Here is a 23,888-nt window from a genome sequence, read left to right as displayed (position 1 = left end):
CAGCCGCAGCACGATGCCGTCGTCGGCGTGCATCACCTGGGCGTCCATGCCGTACCGCTCGGACAGGCGCGCGGCCAGCGCGAGCGCCCACGGGGCGTGCACCTGGGCGCCCGGTGGGCCGGCCGTTTGGGAGCGGCGCAACCACGCCGGGCGGGTCGTGCCGCTCTACGCGGGACCGGCCGCCGCGCTGGCCGCCGCCGCGGGGGCGGGGGCGGTGCGGCCCGCCGCCGGGGCGGCGGTGCTGGTGGCCGGCGCGTGCGGCGCGTACGACGACTTCGCCGGGGCCGGGGACCCGCGGCGCGGCTTCCGGGCCCACCTGGGCGCGTTGCGGGACGGCGAGGTGACCAGCGGGGCGGTCAAGCTGTTCGGGATCTCGGCGATTGCGCTCGCCGCGGGCGCGGCGCTGGTGGACCGGCCGATGGACCGGCTGCTCGCCGGGATCGTGATCACCGGGACCGCGCACGCCGTGAACCTGGTGGACGTCCGGCCGGGCCGGGCCGCCGCCACGGTGCTCGCCCTGGCCGCGCCGGGACTGGCCCGCCGGGGCACCGCGACGGCCGCCCTCGCCGCCGCCGCGGCCGGGCCCGCCGCGGCCGTCCTGCCGGACGACCTCGCGGAGCGCGGGATGCTCGGGGACGCGGGGGCGCACGCCCTGGGCGCGGCGCTCGGTGCGGCGATCGTCGCCGGCACCGGACGGGCCGGCCTGGCGGCCCACGCGGCCGCCCTGGTGGCCGTCGCGGCGTGCGGCGACCGGGTGAGCGCGGTGGCCCGCCGCCCGCTGCCGGCCTCCGTCCGGAACGGCACCCTCCCTCACTCGAACGGGTGACAGGCGGCTCCGTACTGACGAGCCCCACGCCTGTCGTCGGGTCGGGAACGCCCGTACGCCCTGGCATCCTTGACGGAGTACGCGAAGGAAACACGCGGTCCACCCCCTCCGCGTGATCCTTCTGTACGTTCGTCGTGACCGCCCGACCCGAACCAGGAGCCCGGCCACGTGACCCCCGCGAGCAGCCACTCACCGCACGGCCGGTCGCCGCTGCGCACCGTGCAGGTGCTGGGCGGGGGCAACGCCGCCACCGGCGCGCACGTGCGCTCGCTGACCACGGGGCTCGTCGCGAGGGGCGTGCGTGTCACGGTGTGCGCCCCCATCGAGGCGGAACACACCTACGACTTCACCGGAACCGGAGCCGCCCACCTGCACGTCCCCCGCAGCAGCGACCCGGCCTCGGTCGCCGCCCTGCGGGCCGCCTGCGCGCACGCCGACCTGGTCCACGCCCACGGGCTGCACGCCTCCTTCCGTGCCGCGCTCGCCCTCAGCGGCAAGCCCACCCCGTTGGTCGTCACCTGGCACGACCGGGCACCCGCCGAGGGGCCGCGCGCCCACTTCCTGCGGCTGCTGGAGCGCCGGGTCGCCAAGGCCGCCACCGTCGTCCTGGGGACCACGTCGGCGCTGGTGGACCTGGCCCGCCGTACCGGCGCCCGCGACGCCCGCCTCGCGGCGGTCCCGCCGCCCGCCCGGCCCGCCGACACCGACGCCGGGGACCCGGACCGCCTGCGGCCCAAGGTGCGGGCCGAACTCGGCGCCACCGGCCGCCCGTTGATGGTCGCCGCCGACGCCCTGGAACGGCACCGGGGCCACCGCGCCCTGCTGGACGCCGCGCACGCGTGGATGCGGCTGGACCCGTCCCCGCTGGTGGTGATCGCCGGCGAGGGACCACTGCGGCCCGAACTCCAGCGGCGCATCGGGGCCGAGGACCTGCCGGTGCGGCTCCTCGGCCGGCGCGACGACGTCACCGACCTGCTCGCCGCCGCCGACATCGCCCTGCTGACCGGCCGTTGGGCGGCGCGCTCCCGGTTCGCCCAGCAGGCCCTGCAGGCGGGGGTGCCGCTGGTGGCGACCCGGGTCGGCGGAACCCCCGAACTCGTCGGGGACGCTGCCGAACTCGTCCCCTACGGCAACGCCCGCGCCCTCGCCGACGCCGCCCTGCGGCTGCTCGCCGACCCCGCGCGGCGGGAGGAACTCCGAGCCCGGGGTGCCCGGCAGGCGGCCGGCTGGCCCACCGAGGACGAGACCGTCGCCCAGGTGCTCAGCGTCTACGACGAGTTGACCCGCCCCCTGCCGTTGATCTGACCGCGTCCGTGTCCACGACCGGTCCCGGAGCTGTCGCCGTCCTGGGGTCGTCCCCGGCCCCGCTCCACCCGCGTCCCTGCTCGGTCCGCCCGCGCGGGCGACCCGCCCGGGCGGCCGATCCGCCCGCACCCCCGGTCAGGGCACGTGCCGCCGGGCCCGCAGGGCCAGGCTGAGGGCCAGCACCGTGTGCGGGTCGTCGAGGTCGCTGCCCAGCAACTCGCCCAGGCGGGCGAGGCGGTTGTAGAGGGTCTGCCGGTTCAGATGCAGTTCCCGCGCCGTCTCCGCCTTGCGTCCCGCGTGCGCCAGATACGTCTGCAGCGTCGGCAGCAGCGGGGGCCGGGAGCGGCGGTCGTGCTCCAGCACCGGGCCGATCGCCCGGTTCACGAAGGCCGCCAGGTCCGGGTGGTCGCGCAGCCGCCACAGCAGCAGGTCGATGTCCAGGCGCCGGGCGTCGTACCAGGGCCGTTCCGGCAGCCCCTGGGCCGCCGTCGAGGTCTCCGCCGCGTGCCGCAGCCCGGCCGCCGCCGCGGCCCAGCCGCCCGCCGGCCCGACCACCACCACCGGCGGCTGCGCCCCCGCCCGCCGCAGGCCCGCCCGTTCCACACCGGCCCGCAGCGCCGCCGCCACCCGGTCGGCGACCGCCGGCCGTTCCGCCTCCGCGCGCAGCCCCAGCAGCAGCGGCACCCGCCCCTCCACCGGCCGCACCCCCAGCAGCACCGGCACCCCGAGCGAGGCCAGTTCCTCGGCGACCGCCCGGGCCAGCACCGCCCAGCCGCCGCCGTGCGGGGACAGGGCGTCGCCGAGCCGCATCACCACCGGCAGCAGGGGACCGCCGCCCGGTTTGAAGCCCAGGACGCGGGCCTGCGCGGGCGCGTCCTGCGGAGTCACCCGGCCTTCGGCGAGGTCGGAGAGGAAGTCGCCGCGCCCCCGCGCCGCCAGCTCCTCCTCCTGGCGCGCCTGCATCAGCACCACGGCGAGGATGTCGGCGGTGCGCTCCGCGGCCATCCGGTGCACCGGCGCCGTCGGGCCGCGCACCGGCAGCAGCACCAGGCGCGCCCGCACCCCGCCGCTGCCCGGGCCGCCGCCGGGCACGTCCACCAGTACCGAGCCGGCCGGCGGGGCGTCCTGGTTGCGGTCCCGCAGCCCCTCCCACACCTGGAGCGGATCGGTGCCCTCCGGCCCGTCCCCGGCGGCGTACAGCAACTGGCCGTCCGTCGTCTCCAGGAAGACCGGGTTGCCGGTGAACCCGGCCAGGATCTGCAGCACCTGCGGCACCCCGCCCCCGCTCAGCAGCGCCTCGGTGCAGCGCCGGTGTACCTCGTCGGCGCGCCGCAGCAGCGCGTAGTGGCCGTTGACGATCTCGGTGTGGATCTCCTCCGTGACCGTCACGAACGGGACCTGGCGGTGCAGTTGGACCAGTGGCAGCTCCGCGGCCCGGGCGGTGTCCACCAGGGCGGCCGGCAGCCGGGTGAAGCGGGTGCCGAGCTCCACCACCAGGGCGGCGATGCCCCGTTCGGCCAGCGTGCGCACGAACGCCCGCTGGTCGGCCGGGCGGTTGCCCATGCCGTAGCCGGTGGTCAGCAGCAGCTCGCCGCCCTTGAGCAGCGAGGCGATGTGGGGCACCTCGCCCGCGTGCACCCACCGCACGGTGCGCTCGAGCCGCTCGGTGCCCGCCACGACCTCGGGGAGGCCGCCGCGCAGCCCGGGCAGCTCCAGGGCCCGCCGCACGGTGATCCCGGTGCCCCGGGCCTCCCGCTCCTCGTCCGCGCCGTTCCTGCCGCTGTCCATGCCCCGGACGCTACCCGTGCCCCGGGCCGCGGGGCACCTCCGGACGTGCCGCGGGGCGCCCGGGACCACGGCCCCGGGCGCCCCGCGCGACTCTCCGCTCAGCCCCCGTACGCGCCGGACGCCGTCAGGCGCAGGGCCGTGTCGATCAGCGGGACGTGGCTGAACGCCTGCGGGAAGTTGCCGACCTGGCGCTGCAGCCGCGGGTCCCACTCCTCCGCGAGCAGGCCGAGGTCGTTGCGCAGGCCCAGCAGCTTCTCGAACAGCCGGCGCGCCTCGTCCACCCGGCCGATCATCGCCAGGTCGTCGGCCATCCAGAACGAGACGGCGAGGAAGGCGCCCTCGTCGCCGGGCAGTCCGTCGACGCCCTCGTCCTTGCCCTCCGTCGGGTAGCGCAGGATGAAGCCGTCGGGGGTGGACAGCTCGCGCTGGATCGCCTCGATGGTGCCGATCACCCGCTTGTCGTCCGGCGGCAGGAAGCCCACCTGCGGGATCAGCAGCAGCGCCGCGTCCAGCTCCCGGGAACCGTAGGACTGGGTGAAGGTGTTGCGCTCCTTGTCGTAGCCCTTGTCGCACACGTCCCGGTGGATCTCGTCGCGCAGCTGCTTCCAGCGCTCCAGCGGGCCGTCCACGTCACCGGACTCGATCAGCTTGATGGTGCGGTCCACGGCGACCCAGGCCATCACCTTGGAGTGCACGAAGTGGCGGCGCGGGCCGCGCACCTCCCAGATGCCCTCGTCGGGCTCCTGCCAGTGCTTCTCCAGGTAGTGGATCAGCTTCAGCTGGAGCAGCGAGGCGTAGTCGTTGCGGGCCAGGCCCGTCATGTGGGCCAGGTGCAGGGCCTCGGTGACCTCGCCGTAGACGTCCAGCTGGAGCTGGTGGGCGGCGCCGTTGCCGACCCGCACGGGGGCGGAGTTCTCGTAGCCGGGCAGCCAGTCCAGCTCCGCCTCGCCGAGCTCGCGCTCGCCGGCGATGCCGTACATGATCTGCAGGTTCTCCGGGTCGCCGGCGACGGCCCGCAGCAGCCACTCGCGCCAGGCCCGGGCCTCCTCCCGGTAGCCGGTGCGCAGCAGCGACGACAGGGTGATCGCGGCGTCCCGCAGCCAGGTGTAGCGGTAGTCCCAGTTGCGGACGCCGCCGATGTCCTCGGGCAGGGAGGTGGTGGGCGCGGCGACGATGCCGCCGGTCGGGGCGTAGGTCAGGGCCTTCAGCGTGATCAGGGAGCGGATCACGGCCTCCCGGTAGGGGCCGTGGTACGTGCAGTGCTCCACCCACTCGCGCCAGAAGTCCTCCGTCGCGACCAGCGACTGCTCCGGGTCCGGGAGCGCCGGGGGCTCCTTGTGCGAGGGCTCCCAGGACAGGGTGAACGCGATCCGCTCGCCCGGCGCGACCGTGAAGTCCGAGTACGTCGTCAGGTCCTTGCCGTAGGTGTCGGCGGACGTGTCGTACCAGACGGAGTCCGGTCCGGCCACGGCGACCGTGCGGCCCTCGTGGCGGTGGACCCACGGCACCACCCGGCCGTAGGAGAACCGCATCCGCAGCGCGGAACGCATCGGCACCCGGCCCGAGACGCCCTCGACGATCCGGATCAGCTGGGGTGCCCCGTCGCGCGGCGGCATGAAATCCGTCACCCGCACCGTGCCGCGCGGGGTGTCCCACTCCGACTCCAGCACCAGCGAGTCGCCCCGGTAGCGGCGCCGGGTGGCGGCGGGCGGCTGCTGCTCGTCGGCGTGTGCGGGGCCGAGCCGCCAGAAACCGTGTTCCTCGGTGCCCAGCAGACCGGCGAAGATGGCATGGGAATCGAAGCGCGGCAGGCACAGCCAGTCCACGGTGCCGTCCCGGCAGACCAGCGCGGCGGTCTGCATGTCTCCGATGAGTGCGTAGTCTTCGATGCGCCCGGCCACGTGCAACTCCAGTCGAACGGCCACGTCACCCCGCAAGGGGGCTGTCGCTTGGTGCGGTCAAGGGGGTTTGTGCAATGCGTCGTTGAGCCACGAAGCAAAGCAGTTGCTGAGCCACGAGGGCAAAGCGTCCATTGTTGCTCAACGAACCGACGAGCTCCAGTTGTGCCGGTACGACGGACGGGGGTGGTGCCGTTCGGCCGGCCCTGCTCGGCAGCGAGTGTCCGAGCAGGATACGACGCACGTAGATGATCTGTGTGCCGCTCCGGACAACGCGGTTGGGCCGATCGGGTGAGCGGCGGGCGGGGGGAACGTGCCCGGTCGGCGGCGGGTGCCCGGCCGTGCGCGGAGCGTGGCCGGACGCCGGGGCCGTCCGGCGCTGTTACGCTGGTAGCCCGTGGACCGGTGGGCGAGACATCCCCCGAACCGCACCCTCCAGACCGCGACCACGGGAGCCCCCCTTTGGCCATGCCGCCCGCTGCTTTTCGGAACAGCACAGCTTCGACGACCAAGCACATCTTCGTCACCGGGGGTGTCGCCTCCTCGCTCGGCAAGGGTCTGACCGCCTCCAGCCTCGGCATGCTGCTCAAGGCCCGTGGCCTGCGCGTGGTGATGCAGAAGCTCGACCCGTACCTCAACGTCGACCCCGGCACGATGAACCCCTTCCAGCACGGTGAGGTGTTCGTCACCAACGACGGCGCCGAGACCGACCTGGACATCGGCCACTACGAGCGCTTCCTCGACCGCGACCTGGACGGCTCGGCCAACGTCACCACCGGTCAGGTCTACTCGACCGTCATCGCCAAGGAGCGCCGGGGCGAGTACCTCGGCGACACCGTGCAGGTCATCCCGCACATCACCAACGAGATCAAGCACCGCATCCGCCGCATGGCGACGGACGAGGTCGACGTGGTGATCACCGAGGTCGGCGGGACGGTCGGCGACATCGAGTCGCTGCCGTTCCTGGAGACCGTCCGCCAGGTCCGGCACGAGGTCGGCCGGGACAACGTGTTCGTGGTGCACATCTCGCTCCTGCCGTACATCGGCCCGTCGGGTGAGCTGAAGACGAAGCCCACCCAGCACTCGGTCGCGGCCCTGCGCAACATCGGTATCCAGCCGGACGCGATCGTGCTGCGCTGCGACCGCGAGGTGCCGACCGCGATCAAGCGGAAGATCTCCCTGATGTGCGACGTGGACGAGGCGGCCGTGGTCGCCTGCCCCGACGCCCGCTCCATCTACGACATCCCCAAGACCGTGCACGGCGAGGGCCTGGACGCGTACGTGGTGCGCAAGCTGGACCTGCCGTTCCGCGACGTGGACTGGACGACCTGGGACGACCTGCTGGACCGCGTCCACAACCCCGACCACGAGATCACCCTCGCCCTGGTCGGCAAGTACATCGACCTGCCCGACGCCTACCTGTCGGTCACCGAGGCGCTGCGCGCCGGCGGCTTCGCCAACCGGGCCCGCGTGAAGATCAAGTGGGTCACCTCCGACGACTGCAGGACCCCGGCGGACGCCGAGGCGCAGCTCGGGGACGTCGATGCCATCTGCATCCCCGGCGGCTTCGGCGACCGCGGCGTGCTCGGCAAGGTCGGCGCCATCCGCTACGCCCGCGAGAACCGCATCCCGCTGCTGGGCCTGTGCCTGGGACTGCAGTGCATCGTGATCGAGGCCGCGCGCAACCTGGCCGGTGTCTCCGACGCCAACTCCACCGAGTTCGACCCGGCCACCGCCCACCCGGTCATCTCCACGATGGCCGAGCAGATGGACATCGTGGCCGGTGAGGGCGACATGGGCGGCACCATGCGGCTCGGCATGTACCCGGCCAAGCTGGCCGAGGGCTCGATCGTCCGCGAGGTGTACGACGGCAAGGAGTACGTCGAGGAGCGCCACCGGCACCGCTACGAGGTCAACAACGCCTACCGGGCGGAGCTGGAGAAGAAGGCGGGCATCGTCTTCTCCGGCACCTCCCCGGACGGCAAGCTGGTCGAGTACGTGGAGTACCCGCGCGACGTCCACCCCTACCTGGTCGCGACGCAGGCGCACCCCGAGCTGCGCTCCCGCCCGACCCGTCCGCACCCGCTCTTCGCCGGCCTGGTGAAGGCGGCGGTCGAGCGGAAGATCTCGAAGTAGCACACCCGGTTGTACGGTTGCCGGGGTGCGAACCCTCAACGGGGGGCGCACCCCGGCCGCTTTTCTCACGCCGGGCACGCGCGACCGCAGGACGTCGGGAAGGACAGGCATGACCATCAAGGACACCCCGGAGGAGTGGGAGATCCGGGCGACCGCGACCCCGTTCACGGGCAACAAGACCTCCGTGCGCACCGACGACGTGGTCATGCCCGACGGCACCGTGGTGGGCCGTGACTACCAGGTCCACCCGGGGTCCGTGGCCGTGCTCGCCCTGGACGACGCCGACCGGGTCCTGGTGCTGCGCCAGTACCGCCACCCGGTGCGCCACAAGCTGTGGGAGATCCCGGCCGGCCTGCTGGACGTGCCCGGGGAGAACCCGCTGCACGCCGCGCAGCGCGAGCTGTACGAGGAGGCGCACGTCAAGGCGGAGGACTGGCGGGTCCTCACCGACGTCTACACCACGCCCGGCGGCTGTGACGAGGCCGTGCGCATCTTCCTCGCCCGGAGGCTCTCGGAGGCCGCCGGCGACCGCTTCGAGGTCGAGCACGAGGAGGCCGACATGGAGCTGGCCCGGGTGCCGGTGGCGGACCTGGTGCGCGGGGTGCTCGGGGGCGAGCTGCACAACAACTGCCTGGTGGTGGGCGTGCTGTCGCTGGTCGCCGCGCGCACCGGGGACGGCCTGGACGCGCTCCGCCCGGCCGAGGCGCCCTGGCCGGCGCGCCCGTTCGACGCCTGACGCCCGATGCCTGACGCCTACCCGCCTGGCGCCTGACGCCTGGCGGAGCCGGTCCCGTGCCGCCCGGCGGTCGGCGCCCGATGCCCGGCCGGTCGGCGGTCGACGCCCGATGCCCGGCCGGTCGGCATCCGCACGGCCCGATGCCCGGCCGGTGCTCGTCGGAACCCCTGGTGCCCGAGCACCCGTCGGCAGGACCTGTCGGCCTCCCGCCGCCCGGGACGCCTCGACGCCCGGTGTCCGGGAGCCCTGCGCCGAGCACGAGGACCCCGGACGTTCGGCCTCCGGGCGGGCAGTTGCCGGAACCCGGGACCGTGGTGTGACCATCGGCTGATCCGATCGGGGGATGTGCGCGCGGCGCCCCGCACGGAACGTAGCGGAGCGTGAACTAGGCTCGGGAAAACGCCCGATCCGGAGTCCCGGCGGGCCTGCGCGTGCGGTGGGACGGGAGTGTGGCCCGTGACGGATCAGGCGGTGGACACGGACGGTGTGCGGGTCACCGGGGATGCTGCCGTGCCGGACCGGTTCCTCGGCCGTGTCCGCGAACTGAAGGAACTGTGCGCCGACATCGAGCGGGCCGGACTCGACACCCTCTCCGGCCGCAAGGCCCCCCGCGCCCGGGTGCTGCTCATCGCCGGCCGCCCGGGCTCCGGCCGGACCACGCTCGCCGGGGAACTGGTGCGCCGGATCGCCGACCGCTACCCCGACGGGGTGCTGCGCACCCGGCTGAGCGAGCCCGACGGCAGCCGCGTGCCCGTGGAGCGCGCGGCCCGCGAACTCCTCGACGCCCTGGACGTGCCGGCCCCCGCCGGGGCGGGCGAGGACGAGCTGAGCGAAGCCCTGCGCACCGCCCTCGGCGACCGCCGTGCCGTGCTCCTGCTGGACGACGCCGTCGACGCCGAGCAGGTCGACGCGCTGCTGCCGGACACCCCCGACTGCCTGGTCGTGGCCGTCTCCGAGGGCCCGCTCACCGGGATCAGCGACGTGCGCCCCTGCACCCTCGGCGGACTCGACACCAAGTCCGCCGTGGAGCTCCTCTCCCGGGCCGCCGGCTCGGTGCGGGTCACCGTCGACCCCCGCGCGGCGGAGGGCCTCGCCGAACAGTGCCAGGGCCAGCCCGCCGCCCTGGTCGTGGCGGGCGGCTGGCTCGCGGCCCGGCCCAAGGCCGCCGTCGCCGACCTCGCCAAGCAGCTGCACGCCGGGACCGACGAGGGCACCCCGATCGGCCGCGCCGTGCACCTGGTGCACGCGGCGCTGCCCGCGCCCGCCGCCCGGACCCTGCGGCTGCTGAGCCTCGCCCCGGCCGGCCTGGCCGACCCGCACATCGCCTCCGCGCTCGCCGGCTGCTCGGTGAGCAGCGCCCGCACCACCCTGGACGACTTCGCCTCGCTCGGCCTGCTGCACCGGGCGGGCTCGCCGCTGCCCCAGTACGAGGTGCCGGGCTGTCTGCACCCGCTGCTGCGCGGGCTCGCCGAGGTCCACGAGCGGCCCGCCGAGCTCCAACTCGCCCGCGCCCGCATGCTGGAGCGCACCGTGCGGCTGCTCCAGTCGTGCCGGGCCATCACCGAGACCGACAGCGCCCTGGCCCGCGAGAAACTGCTCGGCATGCCGCGCTCGCTGCGCTTCCCCCACCCCCGGGCCGCCGCCGACTGGCTGCGGCTGAGCCGGCCCGCGCTGCTGGCCTCGGCCCGGCTGGCGGTCGCCGACGGGGAGCTGGACACCCTGGCCCGGCGGCTGATGTCCCAGCTGGTGCGCGCCATGGTGGCGCACTTCGGCACCCACGCCGCCGCGAGCGACCTCTACGGCATCCACGGCCTGGTCCTGGACGTGGCGGAACGCCGTCACCTGCCCCGTGAGAAGGCGGCGGCCCTGCTGAACCTGGGCGATCTGGACGCCCGCACCGGCCGCACGGCCGACGCCCTGGCGCGCTACCGGGCGGCCCTGGACGCCGGCCGCGCGGCCCACGACCCGTACGCGGTCTGCCGGGCGATGGAGTCCGTGGGCGGTGCCCACCTGGAACTGGGCGACTACGACCGGGCCTGCGACTGGTTCGGCCGCGCCCTGACCGAGCGGCTCGCGCGCGACGAGCGCGCCGAGGCCGCCCGCCTGTACGGCCGGATCGGCGCCGCCCACACCTACGCGGGACGCTACGGCGAGGCCCAGCGGAACTGGCGGGCGGCGGTCGCCGGACACCGCAAGAACGGCGACCCGGCGGCCCAGGCGCGGTCCTTGAGCGAACTGGCCCGGGTGCAGGAGTACGCGGGGCGCCCGGAGGACTCGCTGCGCACCTGCCGGGAGGCCGTCGAGTGGGCCCGGCGGGCCCAGGACACCCGGCTCCAGGCCGCGCTGCACCTCCGGCTCGCCGACACGCTCGAACGTCTCGGCGACCCCGCGTCCGCCGCCGTGCACCGGGGCGCGGCGGAGCGGATGCTGGGAGAAGAGGCTCCGCCGGAGGACGCGACCCCGGAACACCCGGCCGGAACCTAAGAAAGCGCAGCAGTTGCGTCAAAGTTTGATGCAAAAGAAGGCTGGACAGCGAGAAAACCTTCATTAAACTGGCGTGGCCGCACCTTCTCCGCGGTCCTCCCGGTGTGCCCTCAGTGCCCGGGTATGTGCATCAGTGACGCCCATTCCCCCTTCCCTTCTGAACCGAGGACCGTGATCGACGTGAAGGTCGGCATACCCCGCGAGGTCAAGAACAACGAGTTCCGGGTGGCCATCACCCCCGCAGGCGTGCACGAACTGGTGCGCCACGGCCACCAGGTCGTCGTCGAACGCGGCGCCGGTGCCGGTTCCTCGATCCCGGACGAGGAGTACGCCGCCGCCGGCGGGCTGCTGCTCGGCACGGCCGACGAGGTGTGGGCCACCGCCGACCTGCTGCTGAAGGTCAAGGAGCCGGTCGCGGAGGAGTACCACCGGATGCGCCGCGGCCAGACCCTCTTCACCTACCTGCACCTGGCGGCGTCCAAGGAGTGCACGGACGCCCTGCTGGAGTCGGGTACCACCGCCATCGCCTACGAGACGGTCGAGCTGGCGAACCGTGCCCTGCCGCTGCTGGCGCCCATGTCCGAGGTGGCGGGCCGGCTGTCCGCCCAGGTGGGCGCCTACCACCTGATGCGGGCCAACGGCGGCCGGGGTGTGCTGCCCGGCGGCGTCCCCGGCGTGCCGGCCGGCCGGGCGGTGGTCATCGGCGGCGGCGTCTCCGGCTGGAACGCGGCCCAGATCGCCATCGGCCTGGGCTTCCGGGTCACCCTGCTGGACAAGGACATCAACAAGCTCAAGGAGGCCGACAAGGTTTTCGGCACCAGGGTCCAGACCGTCGTCTCCAACGCCTACGAGCTGGAGAAGGCATGCCTGGAGGCCGACCTCGTGATCGGCGCGGTCCTCATCCCCGGCGCCAAGGCTCCCACCCTGGTCTCCCACGAGTTGGTCTCGCGCATGAAGCCCGGAAGTGTCCTTGTCGACATCGCGATCGACCAGGGCGGCTGCTTCGAGGACTCCCGTCCGACGACCCACGCCGAACCGACCTTCCGGGTCCACGACTCGGTCTTCTACTGCGTCGCCAACATGCCCGGCGCGGTGCCCAACACGTCGACCTACGCGCTCACCAACGCGACGCTGCCGTACGTCGTCGAACTCGCCGACCACGGCTGGAGGGAGGCCCTGCGCCGGGACCCCGCTCTCGCCCGCGGCCTCAACACCCATGACGGCGAGGTGGTCTACCGCGAGGTCGCCGAGGCGCACGGCATGGACCACGTGGAGCTCGCCTCGCTGCTGGTCTGACCCGCGGCCCGGTTCCGCCGGGACGCCAAGTCGACCAAGTCACCTGCTGTCAAAGGAGACAGATCAATTCGGGACGTCGACGCGACGTCAACACCGTGCATCCGGCCGCACCTTGTCCCACCAGGTGCGGCCGGATGTGGGTATGGTCACGTCGCGGGACCCGGACAACTCGCCTCGAACGTAACGCTTCAACCGATTCGCACACCGGTGAAACCTGCCGTGCGACGGCTGTACGCCCTTGACAGAGGGATGTTTCATTGCCGACACATCGGGCCGGGTCCGGCGGATTGTGTTGCTGTGGACGCCCGACACGCCATAGAGTCGCCAACCGTCGGCATGGTGCCACGCTGACCTGTCTAGAAGTTTCCTGGTCACCAAGGAGGTAAGACGACTTGTGAATGAGTCGACATTTACTCCCGGGGGTGGTCAACCAGGAATGCCCGCAGGGGGCCGGGGTCCCGCGGGGTTCGCTGCTGTCGGCTCCGTCGCTGTGCGCACCTTCGCAGCCCACCAGAGTCAGCAGACGACTCTCACTGCACACCAGAGCATGGATGGCCATCACGTGAACGCCATGGCCGGCGACGGAAGTGGCGCGTCCCACAACCAGTTCGCCGACTACGACGAACTGCCCGAGGGGCACTTCTACGATCCGGACGCCGAGTACGAGCCCGATCCCGAGTACGCGGCCACCCTCGCGCCCGACGCGGCGCGCCAGCGCCGCGAACGCATCGGGCCGACCGGCCGCCCGCTGCCCTACTTCCCGATCCCGGGCCCGCTGACCGACCACGGTCCCGCGAAGATCATCGCGATGTGCAACCAGAAGGGCGGCGTCGGCAAGACCACGTCGACCATCAACCTGGGTGCCGCGCTCGCCGAGTACGGACGCCGGGTGCTGCTCGTCGACTTCGACCCGCAGGGCGCGCTGTCCGTCGGCCTCGGCGTCAACCCGATGGAGCTCGACCTCACCGTCTACAACCTGCTCATGGAGCGGGGCATGGCGGCCGACGAGGTGCTGCTGAAGACCGCGGTCCCCAACATGGACCTGCTGCCCAGCAACATCGACCTCTCGGCCGCCGAGGTGCAGCTGGTGAGCGAGGTCGCGCGCGAGTCCACGCTGCAGCGGGCCCTGAAGCCGCTGCTGGACGACTACGACTACATCGTCATCGACTGCCAGCCCTCCCTCGGCCTGCTCACGGTCAACGCGCTGACCGCCGCGCACAAGGTGATCGTGCCGCTGGAGTGCGAGTTCTTCGCGCTGCGCGGTGTGGCGCTGCTGACCGAGACCATCGAGAAGGTCCAGGAGCGGCTCAACCCGGACCTGGAGCTCGACGGCATCCTCGCCACCATGTACGACTCGCGCACCGTGCACAGCCGCGAGGTGCTCGCGCGGGTGGTCGAGGCGTTCGACGACCACGTCTACCACACGGTCATCGGGCGCACGGTCCGCTTCCCGGAGACCACGGTCGCCGGCGAGCCGATCACCACGTACGCGTCCAACTCCGTGGGTGCCGCCGCCTACCGCCAGCTCGCCAGGGAGGTGCTCGCCCGGTGTCACGCCGAGTGAGTCTGCCCGGGGCCGACGAACTCTTCCGTACGACAGGGGGGACAGCGCTCCAGGCGTCCACGCCCAGGCGCCCGGCCGGCGGTGACGCCCGGGTCCCCGCTCCGGCGGGGGAGGGCGACGCGGCCGCGTCCGCCGAGGACGCACCCCCGTCCGTGCCCGCCCAGGGCGGGGACGGCGAGGGAGCCGAACACACGGCGGCCGGCGCGCAGCCGGCCGAGGCGGGGGAGTCCCGCAGCCGCACGGCCACCGGCCCCGCGGGCACCCGCCGGGCGCCGGCCCAGGACGCCACCGCCGCCGCGCCGCCGCGCAAGCGGGGCAGGACCGCGGCCCGCCGCCCCAGCGGCCGGGAGCGCCACGACGAGAAGATCACGGTCTACGTGTCGGCCGAGGAACTCATGGACCTGGAGCACGCCCGCCTGGTGCTGCGGGGCGAGCACGGCCTGGCCGTCGACCGGGGCCGCATCGTCCGCGAGGCGGTCGCCGTGGTCCTCGCCGACCTGGAGACCCGCGGGGACGCCAGCATCCTCGTACGACGCCTGCGGGGACGCTAGCGGTAGCCTGCGGAGGCCATGACCTCGAACGACCCTCCCGCCCCCGCCCCCCGCGACCGGCCCCGGCGCCGCCGCGCACTGGGGCGGGGCCCGGAAGCGGCGCCCGGCCCCGCCGACGCGCCGCCTACGCGGGGGGACGGTCCGCCGCCCCGCCCGGAGGACGGGTGGCCCGCCCCGGCCCCCGCGCACGCCGGCGCGCACCCGGACCCCGGTCCGGCAGCGCCGGAGCCCGTCGGGCCCGCGCCCGGGGCGCAACCCGCGACGGACGGGCGCGCACCCGCCGCACCCGCACCCGAGGCCACCCGGACGGCGCCCGAGCGTCCCGCCGATGCGCCCGCCGGGCCGGGCCGCGAGGCCGCCGCCGTGCAGCCCGCAGGGGCCGGGCACGGAGAGGGCGGGACCATGCCGGCGCCCGGCGGAGAGGCTCCCGGCGAAGACCCTCCCGGCGAGGACGGCGGACCCGGGGCGGACGCGGGCACCCGGGCGGGCACCGGCGAGGGGGAGGAGGCCGGGGACGGGCGGTTCACCGTCCGGCTCGCCAACTTCGAGGGGCCGTTCGACCTGCTGCTGCAGCTGATCGCCAAGCACAAGCTGGACGTCACCGAGGTCGCGCTGTCCCGGGTGACCGACGAGTTCATGGCGTACATCCGCGCGCTCGGCCCGGACTGGGACCTGGACGAGACCACGGAGTTCCTCGTCGTGGCGGCCACCCTGCTCGACCTCAAGGCCGCCCGGCTGCTCCCCGCCGCCGAGGTGGAGGACGAGGCGGATCTCGCCCTGCTGGAGGCCCGGGACCTGCTGTTCGCCCGGCTGCTGCAGTACCGCGCCTACAAGCGCATCGCCGAGATCTTCAGCGGGCGCCTCGACGACGAGGCCCGGCGGTACCCCCGTACCGTCGGACTGGAGCCGCACCACGCCGAGCTGCTGCCGGACGTGGTCATCAGCATCGGGGCGGAGGGCTTCGCGAAGCTGGCGGTGAAGGCGATGCAGCCCAAGCCGCGGCCCCAGGTGTACGTCGACCACATCCACGCCCCGCTGGTCAGCGTGCAGGAGCAGGCCGTCATCGTGGTGGCGCGGCTCAGGGAACTCGGGGAGGCCGGCTTCCGCACGCTCGTCGAGGACACCGAGGACACCCTCACCGTGGTGGCCCGGTTCCTGGCCCTGCTGGAGCTGTACCGGGAGAAGGTCGTGGCCCTCGACCAGGAGAGCGCGCTGGGAGAGCTGACCGTGCGCTGGACCGGAGGGGACGCGGACGCCGTCCCGGCCGTCACCGACGAGTTCGACCGGCCGCCGGAGCAGCCCGTGGCGGGGACGAAGGAGGAGGAGAAGGCGTGAGCGAGGACACCACCGGGCCGTCCGGCGGCCCGGCGGACCCCCCGGCCGTCGCGGACCTCGACCTCAAGCCGGCCCTGGAGGCCGTCCTCATGGTCGTCGACGAGCCCGCGACCGTCGAGCACCTGGCGAAGATACTGCAGCGCCCGAAGCGCCGGATCGCGGACGCGCTCGCCGAGCTGGCCGACGAGTACACCGCCCAGCGGCGCGGTTTCGAGCTGCGCCCGGTCGCGGGCGGCTGGCGGTTCTACAGCCGCCCGGAGTACGCCGCCGCGGTCGAGGGCTTCGTCCTGGACGGGCAGCACGCCCGCCTCACCCAGGCCGCGCTGGAGACCCTCGCGGTGGTCGCCTACCGCCAGCCGGTCAGCCGCAGCCGCGTCTCCGCCGTCCGGGGCGTCAACTGCGACGGTGTGATGCGCACCCTGCTGCAGCGCGGTCTGGTCGAGGAGGCGGGCACGGAACCCGAAACAGGTGCGATCCTGTACACGACGACGAACTACTTCCTGGAGCGGATGGGCCTGCGCGGTCTGGACGAGCTCCCGGAGCTCGCGCCCTTCCTGCCGGAGGCGGAAGCGATCGAGGCCGAGACCCAGGAAGGCGTGCCGTCGTTCGATCCGGACGCCCCGGATGCGGACGACGGTCCCCCGACGAACACGACGACGACGGACATGTGATGCGAAGCAGCGGCAGCGGACACAGCGGCGGACGCGGTAACCACCGCGGTGCCGGCAACAACAGGGACCAGAAGCAGGGGCAGGGCCGCCCCCGCAAGCCCCGCCCGGAGGAACGCCGCTACGACGTGGGACCCGGCGCCACCAAGGAGGGCCCCAAGGCGGGGCGCGGCGGCGCCGCCTCCGGGCAGAAGGGGCGCGGCCGGACCGCCCCCGCCCGCTCCCGGGAGTACGAGACGCGGATCGAGGAGCGCAACCGGGAGCGGTACGCCGGGAAGAAGCAGGTGAAGCTGCCGAAGACGTTCCCCGGCGCGGAGCAGGAGGGCGAACGCCTGCAGAAGGTGCTGGCGCGCGCGGGCTACGGCTCGCGGCGGGCCTGCGAGGAACTGATCGACCAGGCCAGGGTCGAGGTCAACGGCGAGATCGTGCTGGAGCAGGGCCGCCGTGTCGACCCGGAGAAGGACGAGGTCAAGGTCGACGGCCTGACCGTCGCCACGCAGTCCTACCAGTTCTTCTCGCTGAACAAGCCCGCCGGGGTGGTCTCCACGATGGAGGACCCCGAGGGCCGGCAGTGCCTCGGGGACTACGTCACCAACCGCGAGACGCGCCTCTTCCACGTCGGACGGCTGGACACCGAGACCGAGGGCGTCATCCTGCTGACCAACCACGGGGAGCTGGCGCACCGGCTGACGCACCCCCGGTACGGCGTGAAGAAGACCTACCTCGCGCACATCGTCGGCCCGATCCCGCGCGACCTCGGCAAGCGGCTGAAGGACGGCATCCAGCTGGAGGACGGGTACGCGCGGGCGGACCACTTCCGGGTGGTCGAGCAGACCGGCAAGAACTACCTGGTCGAGGTGACCCTCCACGAGGGCCGCAAGCACATCGTGCGACGCATGCTCGCCGAGGCCGGGTTCCCGGTCGACAAGCTGGTGCGCACCGAGTTCGGGCCGATCACCCTGGGCGACCAGAAGTCGGGCTGGCTGCGGCGGCTGTCCAACACCGAGGTCGGGATGCTCATGCAGGAGGTCGACCTCTAGACCGGCCCCGGCAGGGCCGGCCCGGCCCGATCCGCCGGACCGGCCTTCGGAGCGGGTCGCGTCCTGGCAGGGGCTTGCGTCCCCGCCCGTCCACCCCCTTTAATAGTCGCACTGACTATTAAAGGGGGTGGACGTCGTGCCGGACGGCTACGACAAGCACGCCTTCGAGCCCTTCGCCGTCACGGTCGACCTCGCCGTGTTCACGGTCCGCGAGGGCGCGCTGCACGTCCTGCTCGTCGAACGCGGCCAGGAGCCCTACGCGGGCCGCTGGGCGCTGCCCGGGGGCTTCCTGCGGCCGGACGAGTCCGCCGAGACGGCCGCCCGGCGCGAACTGGGCGAGGAGACCGGCCTGACGGACGTCTCCGGGCCGCACCTGGAGCAGCTGCGGACCTACAGCGAGCCCGGCCGGGACCCCCGGATGCGCGTGGTCTCCGTGGCCTTCGCCGCCCTGCTGCCCGACGCGCCCGAGGTACGCGGCGGCGGTGACGCGGCCCGGGCCCGCTGGACGCCGTACGACGCGGCCCGGGACCTGGCCTTCGACCACGACCGGATCCTCGCCGACGCGCGGGACCGGGTCGGCGCCAAGCTCGAGTACACCGGTCTCGCCACCGCCTTCTGCCCGCCCGAGTTCACCCTCGGCGAGCTCCAGCAGGTCTACGAGACCGTCTGGGGCACGACCCTGGACCGCCCCAACTTCCGGCGCAAGGTGCTCGCCACCCCCGGCTTCGTCGAAGCCGTGCCCGGCGCCGCGCGCCTCACCGGCGGCCGGGGCAAGCCCGCCGCGCTGTACCGCGCGGGCCCCGCCGCCGCCCTCCACCCGCCGCTGCTGAGGCCCACTCCCGAAGGACGTCCCGTATGACCACGACCACCCTGACCAAGCGCGCCGCCACCGGGACGCTCACCGGACTCGCCCTCGGGGACGCCCTGGGCCACCCCACCGAGTTCCGCGACGTCCCCTCGATCCTCGCCGCGTTCGGCCCCTGGCGGGCCATGCCCCTGCCCACGCCCGCCCTGGTCACCGACGACACCCAGATGACCCTCGCGCTCGGCCACGCGCTGCGCACCGCGACGGCCCGCGGCCCGCTCACCGCACGGAACCTCGAACAGCCCCTGCGCGAGGCGTTCGTGGCCTGGTACCGCTCGCCGGAGAACGACCGCGCCCCCGGCACCACCTGCCTGGAGGCATGCCGGCTGCTGGAGCGGCAGGACCGCCCCTGGCAGGACGCCTCCCGCGTCCACTCCAAGGGCTGCGGCGCCAACATGCGGGTCGCGCCCCTCGGCCTGGTCCCCGGCCTGAGCGGTGAACAGCGCGCGGGCGCCGCCCAGTTCCAGTCCGCCCTCACCCACGGGCACCCCACCGCGCTGGCCGCCTCCGACCTCACCGCGCACGCCGTCCACCTGCTCGCCGGCGGCGCCGACCCGACCGGCCTGATCGGCCTGCTGCGCTCCTACGCCTGTGACAACCGCACCCGCTACCACGAGGAGTGGCTCGGCGACCTGTGGACCCGCGCCGGTGACCCGGACCCGCGGCACTTCATCGCCCGCGGCTGGGACGAGTGCCTGGAGACCCTCGGCCGCCTCCAGGAGACCGTGCGGACGGTCTCGCCCGAGACGGATCCCTGCCTGGCCGCCGGCGAGGGCTGGATCGCGGAGGAGGCCCTCGCCGCCGGCCTGCTGTGCTTCCTGCAGTTCGTCGACGAACCGCTGACCGCGCTGCGCCGCGCCGCCTGCTCCTCCGGCGACTCCGACTCCCTCGCCTGCCTCGCGGGCGCCTTCGCCGGCGCGTACCTGGGGGCGGACGCCTGGCCCGCCGAGTGGACCGGCCGGATCGAGTACCGGGACCAGCTGCTGGCCCTGGGCGCCGCCTGGGACGCCTGAGGCCGGGGCGTGCCCGCGCGGAGGCCGTCGGCCTACCCGCGGCCCGTGGCCTCCGCGCCGCTCCCGGCGCCCGGGGCGGGGCCGGTGCCGGCGTCCGCCCGGAGGGCCGAGGCGCGGCGGACGCGGAACAGGAAGTCCTCGACGCGCCGGTGGTCCGGCTCCGCCGGGAGCGGGCTGTGCCGGGCCGCCTCGTCGGCCTCCCGTTCCAGCCGGGTGATCCACGACTCCACCTCGGCCCAGGGCACCTCGCCCCGCTTCACCGCGAGCAACGGCTCGCGGTGCGCGCCCACGTCGACCGTGAGCGTGCCCGTGCGCAGCAGGTCGCGGACGCTGATCAGCAGCCGCAGCAGGTGCATGGCGGGCTTGTGGCGCGGGGCGCCGTGCGCGCGCACGCGGGCCTCCAGCCGACGGCGCTGACCGCGGGCATAGCGGGTGAACGTGCCGTGGGCCCGGCGGGAGAGGAACGCCCCGCGCAGGTCCAGCAGGGCGCGGCCGGTGGCGTCGGCGTACTCCACGAGCGGGGAGTGCAGGCACTCCAGGACGTTCGGGTCGGCGCGCAGCGCCAGCTCGCAGAAACGCTCCAGCTCCCAGCTGAACTGCTCCTCGGCCGGACCCTCGACGTGCGTCGGAGGCTTCTCGAAGCGCCAGAACAGGGGCGTGGGCGCCAGGAACACGCCCCGGCGGTCGGTGTCGCTGTCCTCCGTGGCCAGACCGAAGGCGCGCGAACCCATGACGCAGGCGTAGATCGTGTGGTCGCGGACCAGGCTCTCGGGGCGCATCCCGGGAGCGTACGCCCGCGGGTCACGCCGTGCGGATCGTATTCCCGTCCACGGTGATCCGCTCCTCGGGCAGCGGCCGGGTCGCCGGTCCCCGCTCCACCGAGCCGTCGGCGATCCGGAACCGGCTGCCGTGGCACGGGCAGTCGATCGTCCCGTCCGCCACCGTCGACACCAGGCAGTTCTGGTGCGTGCAGATCGCGGAGAAGGCCTTGAACTCGCCCTCGGAGGGCTGGGTCACCACGATCTTCTCCTCGCCCAGGACGGTGCCCCCGCCCACCGGGACGTCGTCGGTCCGCAGCAGCTCCCGGCCGCCGCCGTCGGCGTCCGGGCCGGAGGTGCCGGTGTCGGTGGCGGAGCCGGTGTCCCCGCCGGCTCCGCCACCGCCGCCGCAGGCGGCCGTCAGCGCCGTCGCGCCGGCCGCGCCGGCGGTGAGGAGAACCGTGCGTCGCGTCGCCTGGTGAGTCATGTCGGTCCTCCGTGCGAGGGGGGCGGGGCCGGGGCACGGCGCCGGGACGGTCGGGCGGCAGGAGCGGGGGCCGATGGCCGATTCATCTTTCCACCGAAGCGGCCGAAGGCGAAGCAAATCCGGGCAAGGGTGGACGTACAGCCCATCTGTGTCCGTCTCAGCGGGCGGGCGGCGGACACCCCGCCCCGGCGTCCTGACTAGGCTGGACGACCGAACAGCCGATACGCACGTCAGCAAGGAGCACCGTCGTGGCGGTACGAGCGGTCCGGGGCGCCGTCCAGCTGGAACGGGACGAAGCCGGACACATGGAGGAACAGGTCGGCGCACTGCTGACCGCCCTCCTGGAACGCAACGGTCTGACCGCGGACGACCTGATCAGCATCTGGTTCACGGCCACGCCCGACCTGCACAGCGACTTCCCGGCGGCGGCGGCCCGCAAGCTGGGCATCGTCGACGTCCCCCTGATCTGCGCCCAGGAACTCGACATCGAGGGAGCCATGCCGCGCGTCGTCCGCATCCTCGCGCACATCGAGTCCGACCGGCCCCGCTCCGGCATCGCGCACGTCTACCTCGGTGCCGCCGCCGCCCTGCGCAAGGACATCGCCCAGTGAGAACCGCACTCGTCATCGGCACCGGACTCATCGGCACGTCCGCCGCCCTCGCCCTCACCCGGCGGGGCATCACCGTGCACCTGTCCGACCCCGACCCCGAGCAGGCCCGCACCGCCGCCGCCCTCGGCGCCGGGACCGACCAGCCCCCGGACGGCGTCGTCGACCTGGCCGTCGTCGCCGCCCCGCCCGCGCACGTGGCCGACGTGCTCGCCGACGCCATCCGCCGGGGCGTCGCCCACGCGTACGCCGACGTCGCCAGCGTCAAGGGCGGCCCGCGCCGGGAACTGCTGGAGCGGGGCCTGGACCTGTCGGCCTACATCGGCACCCACCCCATGTCCGGGCGGGAGAAGTCCGGCCCGCTCGCCGCCAGCGCCGACCTCTTCGAGGGCCGCCCGTGGGTGCTCACGCCCACCCGCGACACCGACACCGAGGTGCTGAACCTCGCCCTGGAACTGGTCTCGCACTGCCGCGCCCTGCCGGTCGTGATGGACGCCGACGCCCACGACCGCGCCGTGGCCCTCGTCTCCCACATGCCCCACCTGGTGTCCAGCCTGGTCGCCGCCCGGCTGGAGCACGCCGAGGAGGCCGCCGTGCGGCTGTGCGGGCAGGGCATCCGGGACGTCACCCGCATCGCCGCCTCCGACCCCCGCATGTGGATCGACATCCTCTCCGCCAACCCCGGCCCGGTCGCCGACCTGCTCTCGGACCTCGCCGGCGACCTGGACGAGACCGTGCGGGCCCTGCGCGCCCTGGAGTCCGCCGACGAGGCCAAGCGGCAGGACGGTGTCACCGGCATCCGGGACGTGCTGCGCCGCGGCAACGCCGGCCAGGTGCGGGTCCCCGGCAAGCACGGCACCGCGCCGCGCGTCTACGAGGTCGTCGCGGTCCTCATCGACGACCAGCCCGGCCAGCTGGCCAGCATCTTCGCCGACGCGGGCCGGGCCGGCGTCAACATCGAGGACGTCCGCATCGAGCACGCCACCGGACAGCAGGCGGGCCTGGTGCAGCTCGTCGTGGAGCCCCAGGCCGCCCCCGTCCTCACCGCGGCGCTCCGCGAGCGGGGCTGGGCGATCCGGCAGTGACCGAACCCGCCGACCACGGGCCGGTCGGAGGGCATCCGGTGAGCCAGTAACCTTGTGCGGGGCCCTCTCGCGCCCCGCACTCCCTCTCCAGCGCACCAGGAAGGTGTTCCTCCGTGGAAAACGGCGCCGCCCGCCCCGTGATTGTCGCGATAGACGGTCCCTCCGGCACGGGCAAGTCGAGCACGTCGAAGGCCGTGGCGGCGCAGCTCGGCCTGAGCTACCTGGACACCGGCGCCCAGTACCGGGCGATCACCTGGTGGATGGTGACCAACGGCATCGACACCGACGACCCCGCCGCGATCGCCGCCGCCGCGGGCAAGCCCGAGATCGTCTCGGGCACCGACCCGAAGGCCCCGGCCATCACGGTCGACGGGATCGACGTGGCCGGCCCGATCCGCGAGCAGGACGTCACCGCCAAGGTCAGCGCCGTCAGCGCGGTGCCCGAGGTGCGCACCCGGATCACCGAACTGCAGCGCGCGATCGCCGCCGCCGCGGTGACGGGCATCGTCGTCGAGGGCCGCGACATCGGCACCACCGTGCTGCCCGACGCCGACCTCAAGATCTTCCTCACCGCCTCCCCGGAGGCCCGGGCCGCCCGCCGCAGCGGTGAACTCAAGGGCGCCGACGTCCGGGCCACCCAGGAGGCCCTGATCAAGCGGGACGCGGCCGACTCCAGCCGCACGACCTCCCCGCTGGCCAAGGCGGACGACGCGGTCGAGGTGGACACCACCGAGCTGACCCTGCAGCAGGTCGTCGAGTGCGTCGTCACCCTCGTCGAGGAGAAGCGGGCGGGGAAGTGACCGACGTCCCATCGGCGCGGGGCGCCGAGGTCGGGCGGCGCATCGGCGTCGGCCTGATGTACGGGCTGTTCCGGCCGCGGGTGCTGGGTGCCTGGCGGGTGCCCGCGAGCGGTCCGCTGATCTTCGCCGTCAACCACTCGCACAACCTCGACGGACCGATGGTCATGGGCGTCGCGCCCCGGGCCACGCACTTCCTGATCAAGAAGGAGGCGTTCATCGGTCCGCTCGACCCGTTCCTGACCGGGATCGGCCAGCTCAAGGTGGACCGGGACACCACCGACCGCACCGCGATCTCGCGGGCCCTGAGCGTGCTGGAGAACGGTGGCGCCCTCGGCATATTCCCCGAGGGCACCCGCGGCGAGGGCGACTTCGCCGCGATCCGGGCCGGACTGGCCTACTTCGCCGTGCGCGGCGGGGCACCCATCGTGCCCGTGGCCGTCCTCGGCAGCTCCGACCGGGCCGGACGGCTCGTCAAGGCGCTGCCCCCGCTGCGCTCCCGCGTCGACGTCGTCTTCGGCGACCCGTTCGACGCCGGCGACGGCAGCGGACGGCGCACCCGCAAGGCCCTGGACGCGGCCACCGAACGCATCCAGAAGCAGCTCACCGCGCACCTGGAGAACGCGCGGCGCCTCACCGGGCGCTGAG

General features: G+C 74.1%; 20 protein-coding genes and 2 pseudogenes. 17 read left to right on the top strand and 5 right to left on the bottom strand.

Annotated elements, in window-relative coordinates; translation table 11 throughout:
- Positions 1-117, bottom strand: a pseudogene (locus AC02VZ_RS20915) (hypothetical protein); the annotation flags it as partial.
- Between AC02VZ_RS20915 and AC02VZ_RS20910 the strand changes: the two are divergent.
- Together AC02VZ_RS20910 and AC02VZ_RS20905 are read left to right on the top strand one after the other, a co-directional pair.
- Positions 107-826: pseudogene (locus AC02VZ_RS20910) on the top strand (hypothetical protein); the annotation flags it as partial. The pseudogenes AC02VZ_RS20915 and AC02VZ_RS20910 overlap by 11 nt on opposite strands.
- Before the next feature lie 168 nt (positions 827-994).
- Entirely contained in the window at positions 995-2,131 is a 1,137-nt protein-coding gene (locus tag AC02VZ_RS20905; RefSeq protein ID WP_476476091.1) for a glycosyltransferase family 4 protein, read from the top strand.
- A gap of 135 nt (positions 2,132-2,266) precedes the next feature.
- Here AC02VZ_RS20905 and AC02VZ_RS20900 read toward each other — a convergent pair whose 3' ends face one another.
- A complete protein-coding gene (locus AC02VZ_RS20900) occupies positions 2,267-3,919 on the bottom strand; it encodes a PucR family transcriptional regulator (protein ID WP_432058725.1) in 1,653 nt (550 codons plus the stop codon).
- 98 nt (positions 3,920-4,017) lie between these two features.
- Positions 4,018-5,820: a glycoside hydrolase family 15 protein gene (locus AC02VZ_RS20895; protein ID WP_362093539.1), complete on the bottom strand. Its 1,803-nt coding sequence runs from the start codon at positions 5,818-5,820 to the stop codon at positions 4,018-4,020.
- 465 nt (positions 5,821-6,285) lie between these two features.
- On the opposite strand from AC02VZ_RS20895, the gene AC02VZ_RS20890 reads away from it, so the two are divergent.
- The 11 genes from AC02VZ_RS20890 to AC02VZ_RS20840 all read left to right on the top strand — a co-directional run bounded on the left by AC02VZ_RS20890 (position 6,286) and on the right by AC02VZ_RS20840 (position 19,505).
- Positions 6,286-7,953, top strand: a complete 1,668-nt coding sequence (locus tag AC02VZ_RS20890; RefSeq protein ID WP_432056723.1) for a CTP synthase — start codon at positions 6,286-6,288, stop codon at positions 7,951-7,953.
- Positions 7,954-8,062: 109 nt separating this feature from the next.
- On the top strand, positions 8,063-8,689 hold the full coding sequence (locus tag AC02VZ_RS20885; RefSeq protein WP_476476090.1) for an NUDIX domain-containing protein: 627 nt from the start codon (positions 8,063-8,065) through the stop codon (positions 8,687-8,689).
- Between the two features lie 456 nt (positions 8,690-9,145).
- Complete coding sequence (locus AC02VZ_RS20880) at positions 9,146-11,173, top strand: tetratricopeptide repeat protein (protein WP_476476089.1); 2,028 nt, start codon at positions 9,146-9,148, stop codon at positions 11,171-11,173.
- Positions 11,174-11,344: 171 nt separating this feature from the next.
- Positions 11,345-12,469, top strand: coding sequence for an alanine dehydrogenase (ald, locus tag AC02VZ_RS20875; RefSeq protein WP_432056720.1), 1,125 nt, complete (start codon positions 11,345-11,347; stop codon positions 12,467-12,469).
- A gap of 436 nt (positions 12,470-12,905) precedes the next feature.
- The gene (locus AC02VZ_RS20870; RefSeq protein ID WP_362092659.1) at positions 12,906-14,033 is read left to right on the top strand and encodes a ParA family protein; all 1,128 of its coding nucleotides are present in this window, start codon (positions 12,906-12,908) and stop codon (positions 14,031-14,033) included.
- Entirely contained in the window at positions 14,018-14,584 is a 567-nt protein-coding gene (locus AC02VZ_RS20865; protein ID WP_432056719.1) for a hypothetical protein, read from the top strand. Before AC02VZ_RS20870 ends, AC02VZ_RS20865 begins: the two co-directional genes overlap by 16 nt.
- Positions 14,585-14,602: 18 nt before the next feature.
- Positions 14,603-15,919: a segregation and condensation protein A gene (locus AC02VZ_RS20860; protein WP_476476088.1), complete on the top strand. Its 1,317-nt coding sequence runs from the start codon at positions 14,603-14,605 to the stop codon at positions 15,917-15,919.
- A complete protein-coding gene (gene scpB / locus AC02VZ_RS20855; RefSeq protein WP_476476087.1) occupies positions 15,916-16,590 on the top strand; it encodes an SMC-Scp complex subunit ScpB in 675 nt (224 codons plus the stop codon). The genes AC02VZ_RS20860 and scpB overlap by 4 nt, the downstream gene beginning before the upstream one ends.
- Positions 16,590-17,627, top strand: coding sequence for a pseudouridine synthase (locus tag AC02VZ_RS20850; RefSeq protein ID WP_432056716.1), 1,038 nt, complete (start codon positions 16,590-16,592; stop codon positions 17,625-17,627). The genes scpB and AC02VZ_RS20850 overlap by 1 nt, the downstream gene beginning before the upstream one ends.
- A gap of 127 nt (positions 17,628-17,754) precedes the next feature.
- Complete coding sequence (locus AC02VZ_RS20845; protein ID WP_476476086.1) at positions 17,755-18,486, top strand: NUDIX hydrolase; 732 nt, start codon at positions 17,755-17,757, stop codon at positions 18,484-18,486.
- A complete protein-coding gene (locus AC02VZ_RS20840; RefSeq protein WP_432056714.1) occupies positions 18,483-19,505 on the top strand; it encodes an ADP-ribosylglycohydrolase family protein in 1,023 nt (340 codons plus the stop codon). The genes AC02VZ_RS20845 and AC02VZ_RS20840 overlap by 4 nt, the downstream gene beginning before the upstream one ends.
- Before the next feature lie 32 nt (positions 19,506-19,537).
- Here AC02VZ_RS20840 and AC02VZ_RS20835 read toward each other — a convergent pair whose 3' ends face one another.
- Both AC02VZ_RS20835 and AC02VZ_RS20830 read right to left on the bottom strand, forming a co-directional pair.
- Complete coding sequence (locus AC02VZ_RS20835) at positions 19,538-20,284, bottom strand: nucleotidyltransferase domain-containing protein (protein WP_476476085.1); 747 nt, start codon at positions 20,282-20,284, stop codon at positions 19,538-19,540.
- Between the two features lie 22 nt (positions 20,285-20,306).
- Positions 20,307-20,750 (bottom strand): Rieske (2Fe-2S) protein, encoded by a 444-nt coding sequence (locus tag AC02VZ_RS20830; protein WP_476476084.1) that lies wholly within the window; start codon positions 20,748-20,750, stop codon positions 20,307-20,309.
- Between the two features lie 248 nt (positions 20,751-20,998).
- On the opposite strand from AC02VZ_RS20830, the gene aroH reads away from it, so the two are divergent.
- The 4 genes from aroH (at position 20,999) to AC02VZ_RS20810 (ending at position 23,887) form a co-directional block, all read left to right on the top strand.
- Positions 20,999-21,361, top strand: coding sequence for a chorismate mutase (aroH, locus tag AC02VZ_RS20825; protein WP_432056711.1), 363 nt, complete (start codon positions 20,999-21,001; stop codon positions 21,359-21,361).
- Entirely contained in the window at positions 21,358-22,443 is a 1,086-nt protein-coding gene (locus tag AC02VZ_RS20820; RefSeq protein WP_432056710.1) for a prephenate dehydrogenase, read from the top strand. Before aroH ends, AC02VZ_RS20820 begins: the two co-directional genes overlap by 4 nt.
- 113 nt (positions 22,444-22,556) lie before the next feature.
- Positions 22,557-23,243: a (d)CMP kinase gene (gene cmk, locus AC02VZ_RS20815; protein ID WP_432056709.1), complete on the top strand. Its 687-nt coding sequence runs from the start codon at positions 22,557-22,559 to the stop codon at positions 23,241-23,243.
- Positions 23,240-23,887 carry a lysophospholipid acyltransferase family protein gene (locus tag AC02VZ_RS20810; RefSeq protein WP_432056708.1) on the top strand — a complete coding sequence of 216 codons (648 nt, stop codon included), beginning with the start codon at positions 23,240-23,242 and terminating at the stop codon, positions 23,885-23,887. The genes cmk and AC02VZ_RS20810 overlap by 4 nt, the downstream gene beginning before the upstream one ends.
- Position 23,888: the final 1 nt, after the last annotated feature.

The organism is Streptomyces sp. 3-6 (genome assembly GCF_056323165.1).
This window is presented reverse-complemented; position numbering and strand designations above follow the sequence as displayed.